Origin of the sequence: Staphylococcus sp. HMSC036D05, from assembly GCF_001836225.1 — a bacterium.
Lineage (GTDB): Bacteria > Bacillota > Bacilli > Staphylococcales > Staphylococcaceae > Staphylococcus > Staphylococcus caprae.
In genome coordinates this window covers 503440-516434 of record NZ_KV827773.1, presented here as the reverse complement: position 1 = coordinate 516434, position 12995 = coordinate 503440, and the positions used below count along the sequence as shown (strand labels likewise).

Sequence of the window (12995 nt, the reverse complement as noted above, 5' to 3'; positions counted from 1 at the left end):
GAACTTATTGTTTAAACTACTCCTTTAAATCAACAGAAAAGGAGCGGAGAGTGAAATCTCATTCTTGTAGAATGATTTCACTTTCCGCTCCATAGAAGTTGACGAGGTATAAGAGCACTTTCTCTTAAACTATATTTTATTAAGTTTTAAGTGTTAGTCTATGACTTCAACATATTTTTCAACTTGTTCTGTCTTTTCCAAATCATTTTTATCCATTAATACTGCATTTAATTCTTTCAATTCACAGAAAGAAGAGAAATCATCTTTCCCTATTTTCGAAGAATCAATAAGTAAATATTTCTCAATTGAATGATCTAATGCTAGATGTTGGGTATAAGCTTCATCCATTGATGAAGTCATCGCAACGCCATCTTTAACTCCATTACTACTAAAAAACATCTTACTAAATCGCAAGTTATTTAATAATTGATTCGTCATCTCTCCCACAAATGCTTCAGTTAAATCTCTCATTTCTCCACCCAACAAATACACTCTAAAATGTAGACTCTGTTTTTTCATTAGAATTTTAAAAACTGGCAAACAATTTGTGATAACTGTGAGCGTATGATGATTAATTTCTTCAGCTAACTTTTGAACAGTCGTACCAGGACCTAAAAATATAGTATCTCCATCCTCAATCAACTCAACAGCTTTTTTAGCTATATATCTCTTTTCCTCAATATAGTGCGTATGTTTTTCCTGATGGGACATCTCTTTATATTGAAATGCAGAATTACTACGTGCGCCACCATGAATCTTAGTAAGCACACCTTTCTCTTCCAACTCTGCTAAATCACGACGAACTGTCATATCTGATACATTTAAATCTTCTACAATTTCATTTGTTCTAACAGTCCCTCTTTTATTAACAAGTTTTGTAATTTCGTCTAGCCTATCATATTTGTTCATATCTATATCCACTTCCTACGATAACGTCATTTACATACTTAATTTGTTTTAACTTTAATTTACTTTTCTAATGTCTTAATATAATTTTATAACACACTTTAAATACTTTAAAATGATAAAGTAATCAATTATGTAAATATGTTGCTACAAAAATCATAACATGGAAACTTGATATTCACTTATAAATTATTTGTGGTGAAAACGAACAGTTTTCGATTAGTTAAAAAGAAATTTAAAAACTGAGGTGATTCTATGGATACGGCAATTCAACGATTAAGGAAAATGATAGAAGAATCCGAAAAAATTGTATTTTTCACTGGTGCAGGCGTTTCTGTAGCAAGTGGTATTCCTGATTTCCGCTCAATGGGCGGTCTATTTGATGAGATTTCAAAAGATGGACAATCTCCAGAATATTTACTAAGTGTAGATCATTTAAATGATGACAAAGAAAGTTTTATTGATTTTTATCATAAAAGATTATTAATTGCTGATAAAAAACCAAATATTGTACACCAATGGATTGCAGAATTAGAACATGAAGGTCAATCTTTAGGTGTTATTACTCAAAATATTGATGGCTTACATACAGATGCAGGTAGTCAACATGTTGATGAATTACATGGCACTTTAAATCGTTTTTACTGTATCAATTGCTACAATGAATACTCAAAATCTCAAGTGATGGACAACCACATTCGATATTGTGAAAAGTGTGGTCAGATTATACGACCTGATATTGTATTATACGGTGAAATGTTGAATCAAAACACAGTATTCAAAGCTTTAGAAAAAATACAAAATGCTGACACGCTAGTTGTCCTTGGTTCATCGCTTGTAGTACAACCAGCAGCAGGCTTTGTTTCAGAATTTAAAGGTGACAATTTAGTAATTATCAATAGAGATCGCACACCGTATGATCAAAGTGCTGACTTAGTCATACATGATGATATGACAGAAGTTGTCGAAAACGTCATGAAAAATAGATAATATTTTGAGGTTGGGAACTTTATAGTTAGTCTCATCATCATTGTAATAACATAAAAAAAACACTTCCCAAATAATGGGAAGTGTTGATGTGTGTTCGCCAAAATTAACGTTTTGAGAATTGAGGAGAACGACGAGCTTTTTTAAGACCTGGTTTTTTACGTTCTTTCATACGTGGGTCACGAGTAAGTAATCCAGCGCGTTTTAAAGAACCTCTGTATTCAGGGTCAGCTTCTAATAATGCACGAGCAATTCCGTGACGGATAGCTTGAGCTTGTCCTGTGAAACCACCACCGTGAACGTTTACTAAAACGTCATAGTTACCTTTAGTTTCAGTAACATCGAATGGTTGGTTTAAGTCTAAGATTAATGATTCAAATGGTAAGTAGTCACGTACGTCACGGTTGTTAACTGTAATGTTACCTTCACCTGGTACTAAACGTACACGTGCTACTGAGTTTTTACGACGGCCTGTACCTTTATATTCAACTTGTGCCAATGTAATTTCCTCCTTCTAATTAACCACGTAACTCGTAGTTTTCTGGTTGTTGTGCAGCGTGTGGATGTTCAGCGCCACCATATACAAATAATTTTTTACCTTGTTTTTCACCTAAACGTGAACTTGGTAACATACCTTTAATAGAAGTTTCTAATAAACGTTCTGGGTTAGTTCTTCTTAATTCACCAGCTGTGATTGATTTTAAACCACCTGGATGATTTGAGTGGCGATAGTACATTTTATCTTGTTCTTTATTACCAGTGAATTCGATTTTAGATGCATTGATGATGATTACGTAATCACCAGTGTCAACGTGTGGTGTATAAGTTACTTTATTTTTACCGCGTAAGATAGCAGCTACTTCAGATGATAAACGACCTAATGTTTGGCCTTCAGCATCAATAACATACCATTTGCGCTCAATGTTTGATTCATTTGCCATAAATGTTTGACGCATAATAATTGTCCTCCTAAAAATAAATGCTTCATTCTTAATTGTTTTGTCAATTGATCACATTCGAACCTATGATCATTCAACGCACAATTTTAATTATTGTTACGATTTAAAAGCGTAAGTTTTCATTTATTTTGTTAACTGTTGTTCTGCTTTGCTTATATATCTAGTAACACAATAAGTTTCCGGGGCTTATCGTGGGGTGATATAAAACAATACCGTTAATAATCTTATAATTTCACAATGCTTTTGTCAATGACATTCAATCATTTTCCAACGATTTTTTAAGATGTATTTTAATATCATTTCCAAACTCTTCCTTAAGTGATTCTGGTGATAGGTAAACCTTTTCTAAATAGAGTCCTTCTGAGGATGCAGTGAAAGGTACATTGTTTCTATTTTTTTCTTCAAGTAGTTGTGGAACCTCGTCAGGTTGTCGCTTCCCTTTTCCCACCTCTATTAAAAATGCCACAAGAACACGAACCATGTTATAGAGAAATCCTGAACCAGTAACCACATAATCAAAACCTGCTTCAGTTTGAGCCACTTCACTTTGATATAGGGTTCTCACTTTGCTTTCCACTTCAGTTTTCTGAGAACAAAAACCTGTAAAATCATGGGTTCCAATAAAATGATGAGCCGCTTCATTCATTTTAGCTAAATCTAAATCATTATCTATAAATGTTTCGAGACCACTTTTAAACGGATCACGATGTGCGCCTTGATAGACTTTATAACGATATCTTTTACCTACACAGTCATATCTACAATGAAAGTTTTCATCTACTGTTTGAACGCTTTTAACGTAAATATCATTAGGTAAGAAACGATTCATCGCATATTGCCATTGTTGATTATCAATATTTAACTCAGTGTCAAAATGAAAGAATTGTTGATACGCATGCACGCCTCTGTCCGTACGACTTGTAGGATGTATTCGTACATGGCGCTTGTGCATACGTTTAAGAATCTTTTCAAATTGTTGTTGTACTGTTCTCCCCTGCTGTTGAATTTGAAAGCCAAGGAATTGATTACCCTGATATGCAATTTCTACTAAAATTCGCAATGTTTACACTCCTGAGTATTTAATAATAAATAAGATAAGTCCAATTGGTATTAATAGAATTAACGTTATCGTGTCTTTTAATCGCCATTGTAGTAATCTGTAACTAGTTCGTTTAACATTCATATCATAGCCTCTTACTTCCATAGCTATTGCTAATTCTTCCGCTCTTTGAAAGGCAGAAATAAACAATGGAACCATAAGAGGGATAAAAGCTTTAATGCGTGTCACAATACTTCCTGAACTTATTTCAGACCCTCTTGATTTTTGAGCTAAAATAATTTTTTCCAATTCATCCATTAAAGTAGGTATAAACCTTAACGCGATAGACATCATCATACTCAATTGGTGAACGGGAATCTTAACCCATTTCAATGGTGCTAATAACTTTTCAAAGGCATCAGTTAAATCTATAGGACTTGTCGAAAGCGTCATAATTGTCGCAATCATCACTATAAAGATAAGACGTAATGAAATGTAAATTCCTTCTATCACCCCATTAGACTCTATTGTAAAGAAGCCCCAATGTAAAAGTGTCTTTCCTCCATTAGTAAATAAGATATGCATTAAAAAAGTAAATATTAAGAAGAAAAAAATAGGCGTGAGCCCTTTCATTAGAAATCCGAATGGGATTTTAGCCAATTTCATAGATATAATGATAAGTAAAAATATCCAAGCGTATGTGCCAAACGAATGACAAAAGAAAATAAATATTATAAACACAAAGACAAATATGAGCTTTGCTCTAGGATCAAGATGATGTACAGTCGAATGATTTGGGAGATAGCGTCCAATGATTAATTTATTTTTCATTTTGCCACTCCTTATACATCTCAATAAACTCCTCTTCATTTAAAGCTAGTTTAGGTAAGGATATTTGATACTTGTGCTCAAAATCTATTTGTAATCTAATAATGTTTGGTAGCTTAATATGCCACTCAGCTAACTTATCAGTATTTTTAAATAGTTCTCTAGGTTCTGATTGTTCAGCTACCTTACCATTACTTAATACAACAACTTCATCAGCATATCGCGAAACATCATTCATATCATGTGAGACTAGAATAATCGTCTTATTTTCTTCCACTTGAATTCGCTTAATAAGAGTCATAATCTGTTCTTTACTTTGAGGGTCCAAGCCAGCTGTTGGTTCATCCAATATAATTACTTCTGGATCCATAGCCAAAATAGATACAATTGCAATTTTCCTCATTTGTCCACCTGACATTTGAAAAGGAGAAAGTGACATGATATCTCTTGAAAATCCTAAATCAAGTAATAATTGATAAGCCTTTTCTTTAGCTTTTTCTAAGTCCATATTAAAGTTTTTCGGTCCAAATTCTATTTCTTTTTCTACACTATCTTCGAATAGTTGAGATTCTGGGAATTGAAATACAATGCCTACTTTTTTACGGATGGGTCGTAAATATTTATCCTTAGTTTTATGCGATATTTCAATATCCTCGAATTCAATTGACCCTTTTGTTGGTTTTAATAGCGCATTAAGATGCTGTATCAAGGTAGATTTTCCACTACCTGTTTGTCCTATAATTGCGTAATACTTTCCTTTTTCCAAAATCAAAGATATATCTTCTATAGCATTATATTCATATGGCGTCCCTTTTTGATAAGTATAGCTAACATGATTTAACTGAATACTCATAATCGTTTGACCAACCCTTCGTATGTCACAAATGATGAATCAAATCCTAGTAGTTGATTCATTTTCATAGAGAAAGGTAAATCTAATCCAATAGAAGTTAGTTCATCAGTATATTTAAATATTTCTTCAGGTGAATCCTGTTTAAAAACAGTTCCTTTATTCATAACAATAACATGATCAGCTTCCATCGCTTCGTCTAAATCATGAGTTATAGAAATAATTGTTACTTCATTATCTTCTTTTACTTCTCGTACGAGCTTTAAGAGTGATACTTTCGCATCAGGATCTAACATAGTTGTTGCTTCATCTAAAATAATAACAGATGGATTTAGTGCTAATACACCAGCTATCGCAACACGTTGTTTCTGACCTCCAGAAAGTGAATGTGGCTCGTAATCAGCTTTATTAAGCATATCTACTTCTGATAAAGCTTTATCTACTTTAATATGCATCTCATCATGAGGAACTGCATGATTTTCAAGACCGAAAGCGACATCAAATTTTACAATTGAGCCGACAAATTGATTATCTGGATTTTGAAACACAATACCTATTTGTTTTCTAATTTTATGTATATTTGAATTGTCTATTTTTTCATTTTTAAATAATATTTGACCTTCGTTAGCTTCTTCTATGCCTACCATTAATTTAGCTATAGTAGACTTCCCAGAACCATTATGACCTACAATCGACGTCCATTTTCCAATAGGAACAGAAAAAGATACGTTATTTAGTGCAAACTCAGAATCACTTTGATATTGAAAAGATACATTTTTAAATTCAATGATATTCATTGGCTCATTCACACTAAACAACTCCTTCTGTTAAATATTGTCGTTACTTTAAATATTTTACAATAATTCAATTTATCTGTATATCACATACGTTCTTTTCACACAGATAATCTTATATTTTAACTATGTTAGACAAGAAAACAAAAAAGCTATAGCAATCTCTGACTATAGCTTAAATAAAAAAGCGCGCACCCCATCGTATTGTTGAGTTCACGCTTATAAGAAATATTTAGTTAGATGGGGCACTCTGAGCTAGACAATATTTGTATGTGGCAAACATTATCGTTGCACTCATTTGCTTTATATATAAGTAGTAAGTGTATTTATTAAGGTAAAGTGACTGAGACATAATTTAATGTCTCAATCCCTAAATTAAACTAATTCGATAATTACTGATTCAGCACCGTCACCACGACGAGGGCCTACTTTAAGGATACGAGTGTAACCACCTTGACGTTCATTATAACGTTCAGCGATTTCACCGAATAATTTTTGAAGAGCAGTTTGTGTTGATTCATCTTCATTTAAGATTTCAACGTTACGTAAAGTTTTAGCTGCATTACGACGAGAAGCTAAATCTCCTTTTTTACCTAAAGTGATTAATTTCTCTACTACGCTGCGTACTTCTTTAGCACGAGCTTCTGTAGTTTCAATACGTTCACTTACGATAAGAGAAGTCGCTAAGTCACGTAACATTGCTTTACGTTGATCAGAAGTACGACCTAATTTTCTGTAACCCATGAGTTAACCTCCTTTATCAATCTTCTTTTCTTAATCCTAATCCTAAATCTTCTAATTTGTATTTAACTTCTTCTAGAGATTTACGACCTAAATTACGCACTTTCATCATGTCAGCTTCAGATTTATCAGCTAACTCTTGTACAGAATTGATTCCTGCGCGTTTTAAGCAGTTGTAAGAACGTACAGATAAGTCTAATTCTTCGATAGACATTTCAAGTACTTTTTCTTTTTGATCTTCTTCTTTTTCGATCATGATTTCAGCATTTTGAGCTTCATCAGTTAGACCTACAAAGATGTTCAAGTGTTCAGTCATTATTTTAGCTGCTAATGAAACTGATTCTTGTGGAGTGATTGAACCGTTAGTCCAAACATCTAAAGTTAATTTATCGTAATCACTACTTTGACCTACACGTGTGTTTTCTACTGTGTAGTTAACACGTTCTACAGGTGAGTATAGTGAATCAACAGGAATTACACCAATTGGTAAATCACTAGTATTATTTTGTTCAGCTAATGCGTAACCTCTACCCTTATTAGCAACAAGACGCACTTTAAGATGTCCACCTTTAGACACAGTTGCGATTTTAAGTTCTGGGTTTAAAATCTCAACATCGCTGTCGTGAGTAATGTCACTTGCAGTTACTTCGCCTTCATCTTTAACATCAATTTCAAGAGTTTTATCTTCTTCAGAGTAAATTTTTAATGCTAATTTTTTAATGTTCATAATAATTGTTGAAACATCTTCTACAACATTGTCTACTGCTGAAAATTCGTGTAGAACTCCTTCGATTTCGATGTACTTAACGGCTGCACCTGGTAACGAAGATAGTAGGATACGACGTAAGGAGTTTCCTAGTGTAGTACCGTAGCCACGTTCAAGTGGTTCAACAACGAACTTACCGAATTTAGCATCTTCACTAATTTCAATTGTCTCAATTCTAGGTTTTTCAATTTCTATCATTTACAAATATCCTCCTTAAATACGTCGACTAGATTTAAACTGTTTGCTCAGTGACCTGTAACAATACAATCCTAAATTAGACGCGACGACGTTTTGGTGGACGACAACCGTTGTGAGGTACTGGAGTAACGTCTCTAATTGCAGTTACTTCTAATCCTGCAGATTGTAATGCACGGATAGCTGATTCACGGCCTGGTCCAGGTCCTTTAACTGTTACTTCTACAGTTTTTAAACCATGTTCCATAGCTGATTTAGAAGCTGTTTCTGAAGCCATTTGTGCTGCGAATGGTGTTGATTTTTTAGATCCTTTGAATCCTAATGCACCAGCTGATGACCAAGATAATGCATTACCGAATTCATCAGTGATAGTTACGATAGTATTATTGAATGTTGAACGGATATGTGCTACACCGTTTTCAATATTCTTTTTCACTCTACGTTTACGAGATACTTGTTTACGTGCCATTATTTTTGCCTCCTTTACCTATTATTTTTTCTTATTAGCTACTGTTTTAACCGGGCCTTTACGAGTACGTGCGTTGTTTTTAGTTTTTTGACCACGAACTGGTAAGCCACGACGGTGACGAATACCACGGTATGATGAAATTTCCATTAAACGTTTAATGTTTAAGTTTTGTTCACGACGTAAGTCACCTTCTACTTTGTAGCTATCTACAACTTCACGGATACGACCTAATTCGTCATCAGTTAAATCTTTAACGCGAGTATCTGCTGATACGTTTGCTTCTTCAACGATTTTGTTAGCAGTTGAAGTACCGATACCATAAACGTATGTTAATGAGATAACAATGCGCTTTTCACGTGGAATATCCACTCCTGCAATACGTGCCATATTAATTTACACCTCTCTTTTATTAACCTTGTCTTTGTTTGTGCTTAGGATTATCACAAATTACCATTACTTTACCTTTACGTTTAATGACTTTGCATTTTTCGCAAATTGGTTTTACTGATGGTCTTACTTTCATTTTTATACCTCCCTATATTATGGAGTGACGATTATTTATAACGATAAGTAATTCTACCGCGTGATAAATCATACGGAGACATCTCAACAGTTACTTTGTCGCCAGGTAGAATACGAATGTAATTCATTCTGATTTTACCACTAACATGCGCTAAAATCTCATGACCATTTTCTAATTCTACTTTAAACATTGCATTTGGTAAAGTATCTAATACAGTACCTTCTAATTCAATTACATCTTGTTTAGCCATTGATTAACTTCCCCCTTTTTGCAATAGTAAGGTAATCGTCAATAGACAACTTAACAATACGAATCTATTCGTGACTAGTTATTATAAGTTTAACAAAAATACGGGAATTACAAATCATTATTTGTCACTCACTCTATTAAATTTCACTCAAATATTCACTTAGCAAATAGATCGTAAATCGTTGATCTATCTATAAATGATCTAAAATATCAATGACATCGTTCGTTACTTCATCAATCTCTTTTGAACCATCAATGTTTTTCAAAATACCTTTTTCATCGTAATACTCTAAAATAGGTTTTGATTGTTTAACATTAACGCTCAAACGATTTGATACTGTTTCTGGATTGTCATCTTCACGTTGATATAACTTTCCACCATCGATATCACAAATACCTTCAACCTTTGGAGGATTAAATACAAGATGATAAGTTGTACCACATTTCTCACAGATACGACGACCTGTAAGACGATTCATTAACTCTTCCTCAGGAACTTCAATATTGATGACAGCATCAATTTCTCTATCAAGCTCAGACATAATGTTATTTAATGCCTCAGCTTGTTCGATTGTTCTTGGGAATCCATCTAATAAGAATCCTTTTTTCGCATCGTTTTCAGAAATACGTTCTTTAACGATACCTACAGTAACTTCATCAGGAACTAATTCTCCACGATCCATGTATGATTTAGCTTCTTTACCTAAATCAGTTTCATCTTTAATCGCTTTTCTGAACATGTCACCAGTAGAAATATGTGGTATTGGGAATTTCTTAACAATTTCACTCGCTTGAGTACCTTTACCTGCGCCAGGTAAACCCATTAAAATGATATTCATAAATGCCCTCCTACAAATTATCTACCACCAAAGCCTTTGTATTCTTTTTGACTTACTTGAGCTTCTAATGTCTTCATAGTTTCTATAGCTACACCGATAACGATTAATAAACTTGTACCACCAATTTGAATTGATTGTGGTAAGCCCATAAATTTAGTTGCTATAATCGGCAAAATTGCTATAGCTGCTAAGAATATAGAACCAACAAATGTCAATCTGTAAAGAACTTTAGTAATATATTTTTTTGTTTGTTCACCAGGTCTGATGCCTGGGACATAACTACCTTGTTTTTTAAGGTTATCAGCCATTTTTTCCGGATTAACTTGTACAAATGCATAGAAATACGCAAATGCAATAATTAATACGATATATACAATCATTCCAATATTACTTGAAGGATTGGCAGTATCAGCAATATTCTGTGCCCATTCAGCTTTAGGGAAGAATAATGTTAACGTTCTTGGTAATAAGAAAAATGCCATCGCAAAGATTACTGGAATAACACCTGCTGAGTTAACTTTTAAAGGTAGATAAGTTGCTTGTGAACCTAATCGTTGAGCAGATTGTTTCTTCGCATATTGAATAGGGATCTTACGTTTAGCTTCAAGTACAAAAATAGCACCAACTGTTAATAAAATTAATGCTACAACTAAACCTACAATTTTTAACCATGCTAATGAAGTATCATCTTGACCAACAAATAGAGATTGGCCAAATTGTTCAATACTTGATGGTAAAGTTGATAAAATCCCAGCAAAGATGATAAGAGAAATACCATTACCAACACCAAACTGAGTGATTTGGTCACCAAGCCAAATTAAGAAAGCTGTTCCTGCTGTTAAAACAACTGCAATCAATAAATAACTCATAACTGATTTATCAATAATCAGTTGTCCTTTGAGATAATTATTGAACTGAAAAGCCATACCTATTGATTGGATAAAAGCTAAAATAATAGCGAAATAACGTGTTACATTATTAATTTTTCTTCTACCCATTTCACCTTGTTTAGCCCATTCTGTAAACTTAGGCACTATATCCATTTGCAATAATTGCATAACAATGGATGCGGTGATATAGGGCATAATACCCATCGCAAATATTGAGAAACGTTTCAAGGCACCGCCACCAAAAGTATTTAATAACTCAGTGGCACCTTGAGAACCTTGTGGATGGTTAAATGCTTCAGGATTAACTCCTGGAGCAGGAATATACGTTCCTATTTTAAAAATAACTAACATTGCTAGAGTGAAGAAAATCTTGTTACGCACTTCCTTAGTTGTAAAGAAACGCACAAGCGTTTGAAACATTAGATCACCTCGTGTGCTCCACCTTTAGCATCAATAGCTTCTGCTGCTGAAGCTGAGAATTTATGAGCTTTCACTGTTAATTTTTTATCAAGTGAACCATTACCTAGTACTTTGATACCAGATTTTTCATTCTTAACAACACCAGATTCTACTAGTAAAGCTGGAGTTACTTCAGTACCATCTTCAAATTTATTAAGTTGGTCTAAGTTAACAATAGCATATTCTTTACGGTTAATGTTAGTGAAACCACGTTTTGGTAAACGACGGAATAAAGGTAATTGTCCACCTTCAAATCCTGGTCTTACTTTACCACCTGAACGTGCTTTTTGACCTTTTTGACCACGGCCACTAGTTTTACCGTTACCAGTTGCAGCACCACGACCTACACGATTACGTACACGGCGTGATCCTTCTGCTGCTTTTAACTCATGTAATTTCATTTCGGCACCTCCTTAATTATTTTTCTTCAATTGTTAATAAATGTTTAACTTTGTTGATTTGCCCACGAATAGCAGGGTTATCTTCAACAACTACTGAACTATTAGTTTTTTTAAGACCTAATGCTTCAACAGTTTTACGTTGTGTTTCAGGACGACCAATAACACTACGAGTGAGGGTAATTTGTAATTTAGCCATAACTTATTTTCCCTCCTTAATTGTATAATTCTTCTACAGATTTGCCACGTAATTTAGCAACATCTTCTGCATTTTTTAAGTTTTGTAAACCATTGATAGTTGCACGAACCATGTTAATAGGAGTGTTAGATCCTAATGATTTACTTAAGATATCAGTAATTCCTGCTAACTCTAATACGGCACGAACTGGTCCACCAGCGATTACCCCAGTACCAGGTGCAGCTGGTTTCATGAATACGCTACCTGAACCGTAGCGACCAGTGATAGTGTGAGGAGTTGTACCTTCAACACGTGGAACAACTACTAAATCTTTTTTCGCTGCTTCTACAGCTTTTTTGATTGCTTCAGGTACCTCTTGTGCTTTACCAGTACCGAAACCTACACGACCTTTTTTATCACCTACAACTACTAATGCAGTGAAACGGAAACGACGACCACCTTTTACTACTTTAGCAACACGGTTAATCGTAACAACGCGTTCTTCAAATTCTTTAGTTTCTTCTTCTCTACGAGCCATGAATGTGTCCCTCCTTTAAATTAAAATTCTAATCCGCTTTCTCTAGCTGCTTCTGCTAAAGCTTTTACACGTCCGTGATATAAATAACCTCCACGGTCGAACACGATTTCTTTAATACCTTTATCGCTTGCTTTTTTAGCAATTGCTTGACCTACTTTAGTTGATAAATCAACTTTTGATGTAGATTCACTAGCGATATCTTTATCTTGAGATGAAGCTTGAGCTAAAGTTTCGCCTTTAACGTCATCAATAATTTGAGCATAGATGTGTTTGTTTGAACGATACACATTTAAACGTGGCTTTTCAGCTGTACCTGATAATTTAGTACGAACACGAGCATGTCTTTTCAAACGTACTTTGTTTTTATCAATTTTACTGATCATTTCA

20 protein-coding genes are annotated in these 12995 nt (G+C 34.0%); 1 reads left to right on the top strand and 19 read right to left on the bottom strand.

Features of this window, described 5'->3' with window-relative positions; genetic code table 11:
- Positions 1 to 153: 153 nt before the first annotated feature.
- The gene (locus HMPREF2580_RS03060; RefSeq protein WP_070830352.1) at positions 154 to 909 is read right to left on the bottom strand and encodes a DeoR/GlpR family DNA-binding transcription regulator; all 756 of its coding nucleotides are present in this window, start codon (positions 907 to 909) and stop codon (positions 154 to 156) included.
- A gap of 252 nt (positions 910 to 1161) precedes the next feature.
- Between HMPREF2580_RS03060 and HMPREF2580_RS03055 the strand changes: the two genes are divergently transcribed.
- A complete protein-coding gene (locus HMPREF2580_RS03055) occupies positions 1162 to 1896 on the top strand; it encodes an NAD-dependent protein deacylase (protein WP_070830351.1) in 735 nt (244 codons plus the stop codon).
- A 103-nt stretch (positions 1897 to 1999) separates the two neighbouring features.
- Here HMPREF2580_RS03055 and rpsI read toward each other — a convergent pair whose 3' ends face one another.
- The 18 genes from rpsI to rplR all read right to left on the bottom strand — a co-directional run bounded on the left by rpsI (position 2000) and on the right by rplR (position 12991).
- A complete protein-coding gene (gene rpsI, locus HMPREF2580_RS03050; RefSeq protein ID WP_002443706.1) occupies positions 2000 to 2392 on the bottom strand; it encodes a 30S ribosomal protein S9 in 393 nt (130 codons plus the stop codon).
- 19 nt (positions 2393 to 2411) lie between these two features.
- Positions 2412 to 2849, bottom strand: coding sequence for a 50S ribosomal protein L13 (rplM, locus tag HMPREF2580_RS03045; protein ID WP_002443708.1), 438 nt, complete (start codon positions 2847 to 2849; stop codon positions 2412 to 2414).
- A gap of 259 nt (positions 2850 to 3108) precedes the next feature.
- Positions 3109 to 3912 carry a tRNA pseudouridine(38-40) synthase TruA gene (gene truA, locus HMPREF2580_RS03040; protein ID WP_070830350.1) on the bottom strand — a complete coding sequence of 268 codons (804 nt, stop codon included), beginning with the start codon at positions 3910 to 3912 and terminating at the stop codon, positions 3109 to 3111.
- Positions 3913 to 3915: 3 nt separating this feature from the next.
- A complete protein-coding gene (locus tag HMPREF2580_RS03035) occupies positions 3916 to 4722 on the bottom strand; it encodes an energy-coupling factor transporter transmembrane component T family protein (protein WP_070830349.1) in 807 nt (268 codons plus the stop codon).
- Positions 4712 to 5572, bottom strand: a complete 861-nt coding sequence (locus HMPREF2580_RS03030; protein WP_070830348.1) for an energy-coupling factor transporter ATPase — start codon at positions 5570 to 5572, stop codon at positions 4712 to 4714. The genes HMPREF2580_RS03035 and HMPREF2580_RS03030 overlap by 11 nt, the downstream gene beginning before the upstream one ends.
- Complete coding sequence (locus HMPREF2580_RS03025) at positions 5569 to 6378, bottom strand: energy-coupling factor transporter ATPase (protein WP_070830347.1); 810 nt, start codon at positions 6376 to 6378, stop codon at positions 5569 to 5571. The genes HMPREF2580_RS03030 and HMPREF2580_RS03025 overlap by 4 nt, the downstream gene beginning before the upstream one ends.
- Before the next feature lie 360 nt (positions 6379 to 6738).
- A complete protein-coding gene (gene rplQ, locus HMPREF2580_RS03020) occupies positions 6739 to 7107 on the bottom strand; it encodes a 50S ribosomal protein L17 (RefSeq protein WP_002432926.1) in 369 nt (122 codons plus the stop codon).
- 16 nt (positions 7108 to 7123) lie between these two features.
- On the bottom strand, positions 7124 to 8068 hold the full coding sequence (locus tag HMPREF2580_RS03015; protein WP_002443717.1) for a DNA-directed RNA polymerase subunit alpha: 945 nt from the start codon (positions 8066 to 8068) through the stop codon (positions 7124 to 7126).
- 76 nt (positions 8069 to 8144) lie between these two features.
- Positions 8145 to 8534 carry a 30S ribosomal protein S11 gene (gene rpsK, locus HMPREF2580_RS03010; protein ID WP_000101625.1) on the bottom strand — a complete coding sequence of 130 codons (390 nt, stop codon included), beginning with the start codon at positions 8532 to 8534 and terminating at the stop codon, positions 8145 to 8147.
- A 21-nt stretch (positions 8535 to 8555) separates the two neighbouring features.
- On the bottom strand, positions 8556 to 8921 hold the full coding sequence (gene rpsM, locus HMPREF2580_RS03005) for a 30S ribosomal protein S13 (RefSeq protein WP_002432712.1): 366 nt from the start codon (positions 8919 to 8921) through the stop codon (positions 8556 to 8558).
- 22 nt (positions 8922 to 8943) lie between these two features.
- Positions 8944 to 9057: a 50S ribosomal protein L36 gene (gene rpmJ, locus HMPREF2580_RS03000; RefSeq protein WP_001829709.1), complete on the bottom strand. Its 114-nt coding sequence runs from the start codon at positions 9055 to 9057 to the stop codon at positions 8944 to 8946.
- 31 nt (positions 9058 to 9088) lie between these two features.
- On the bottom strand, positions 9089 to 9307 hold the full coding sequence (gene infA / locus HMPREF2580_RS02995) for a translation initiation factor IF-1 (RefSeq protein WP_001829792.1): 219 nt from the start codon (positions 9305 to 9307) through the stop codon (positions 9089 to 9091).
- 190 nt (positions 9308 to 9497) lie between these two features.
- Positions 9498 to 10145, bottom strand: coding sequence for an adenylate kinase (locus HMPREF2580_RS02990; protein WP_070830346.1), 648 nt, complete (start codon positions 10143 to 10145; stop codon positions 9498 to 9500).
- Positions 10146 to 10162: 17 nt separating this feature from the next.
- The gene (gene secY, locus HMPREF2580_RS02985; RefSeq protein WP_002443722.1) at positions 10163 to 11455 is read right to left on the bottom strand and encodes a preprotein translocase subunit SecY; all 1293 of its coding nucleotides are present in this window, start codon (positions 11453 to 11455) and stop codon (positions 10163 to 10165) included.
- A complete protein-coding gene (gene rplO, locus HMPREF2580_RS02980; protein WP_001829796.1) occupies positions 11455 to 11895 on the bottom strand; it encodes a 50S ribosomal protein L15 in 441 nt (146 codons plus the stop codon). The genes secY and rplO overlap by 1 nt, the downstream gene beginning before the upstream one ends.
- A 16-nt stretch (positions 11896 to 11911) precedes the next feature.
- Entirely contained in the window at positions 11912 to 12091 is a 180-nt protein-coding gene (rpmD, locus tag HMPREF2580_RS02975) for a 50S ribosomal protein L30 (RefSeq protein ID WP_002432330.1), read from the bottom strand.
- Positions 12092 to 12107: 16 nt separating this feature from the next.
- A complete protein-coding gene (gene rpsE / locus HMPREF2580_RS02970; RefSeq protein ID WP_002443725.1) occupies positions 12108 to 12608 on the bottom strand; it encodes a 30S ribosomal protein S5 in 501 nt (166 codons plus the stop codon).
- Positions 12609 to 12628: 20 nt separating this feature from the next.
- Positions 12629 to 12991, bottom strand: a complete 363-nt coding sequence (rplR, locus tag HMPREF2580_RS02965; RefSeq protein ID WP_002443727.1) for a 50S ribosomal protein L18 — start codon at positions 12989 to 12991, stop codon at positions 12629 to 12631.
- Positions 12992 to 12995 lie beyond the last annotated feature (4 nt).

What these genes read in the sequence shown, in the direction of transcription:
- HMPREF2580_RS03060 (WP_070830352.1), bottom strand. Translation starts at nt 909, where the DNA reads ATGAACAAATATGATAGGCTAGACGAAATTACAAAACTTGTTAATAAA.
- HMPREF2580_RS03055 (WP_070830351.1), top strand. Translation starts at nt 1,162, where the DNA reads ATGGATACGGCAATTCAACGATTAAGGAAAATGATAGAAGAATCCGAA.
- rplM (WP_002443708.1), bottom strand. Translation starts at nt 2,849, where the DNA reads ATGCGTCAAACATTTATGGCAAATGAATCAAACATTGAGCGCAAATGG.
- HMPREF2580_RS03035 (WP_070830349.1), bottom strand. Translation starts at nt 4,722, where the DNA reads ATGAAAAATAAATTAATCATTGGACGCTATCTCCCAAATCATTCGACT.
- HMPREF2580_RS03030 (WP_070830348.1), bottom strand. Translation starts at nt 5,572, where the DNA reads ATGAGTATTCAGTTAAATCATGTTAGCTATACTTATCAAAAAGGGACG.
- rplQ (WP_002432926.1), bottom strand. Translation starts at nt 7,107, where the DNA reads ATGGGTTACAGAAAATTAGGTCGTACTTCTGATCAACGTAAAGCAATG.
- HMPREF2580_RS03015 (WP_002443717.1), bottom strand. Translation starts at nt 8,068, where the DNA reads ATGATAGAAATTGAAAAACCTAGAATTGAGACAATTGAAATTAGTGAA.
- rpsK (WP_000101625.1), bottom strand. Translation starts at nt 8,534, where the DNA reads ATGGCACGTAAACAAGTATCTCGTAAACGTAGAGTGAAAAAGAATATT.
- rpsM (WP_002432712.1), bottom strand. Translation starts at nt 8,921, where the DNA reads ATGGCACGTATTGCAGGAGTGGATATTCCACGTGAAAAGCGCATTGTT.
- rpmJ (WP_001829709.1), bottom strand. Translation starts at nt 9,057, where the DNA reads ATGAAAGTAAGACCATCAGTAAAACCAATTTGCGAAAAATGCAAAGTC.
- infA (WP_001829792.1), bottom strand. Translation starts at nt 9,307, where the DNA reads ATGGCTAAACAAGATGTAATTGAATTAGAAGGTACTGTATTAGATACT.
- HMPREF2580_RS02990 (WP_070830346.1), bottom strand. Translation starts at nt 10,145, where the DNA reads ATGAATATCATTTTAATGGGTTTACCTGGCGCAGGTAAAGGTACTCAA.
- secY (WP_002443722.1), bottom strand. Translation starts at nt 11,455, where the DNA reads ATGTTTCAAACGCTTGTGCGTTTCTTTACAACTAAGGAAGTGCGTAAC.
- rplO (WP_001829796.1), bottom strand. Translation starts at nt 11,895, where the DNA reads ATGAAATTACATGAGTTAAAAGCAGCAGAAGGATCACGCCGTGTACGT.
- rpmD (WP_002432330.1), bottom strand. Translation starts at nt 12,091, where the DNA reads ATGGCTAAATTACAAATTACCCTCACTCGTAGTGTTATTGGTCGTCCT.
- rpsE (WP_002443725.1), bottom strand. Translation starts at nt 12,608, where the DNA reads ATGGCTCGTAGAGAAGAAGAAACTAAAGAATTTGAAGAACGCGTTGTT.
- rplR (WP_002443727.1), bottom strand. Translation starts at nt 12,991, where the DNA reads ATGATCAGTAAAATTGATAAAAACAAAGTACGTTTGAAAAGACATGCT.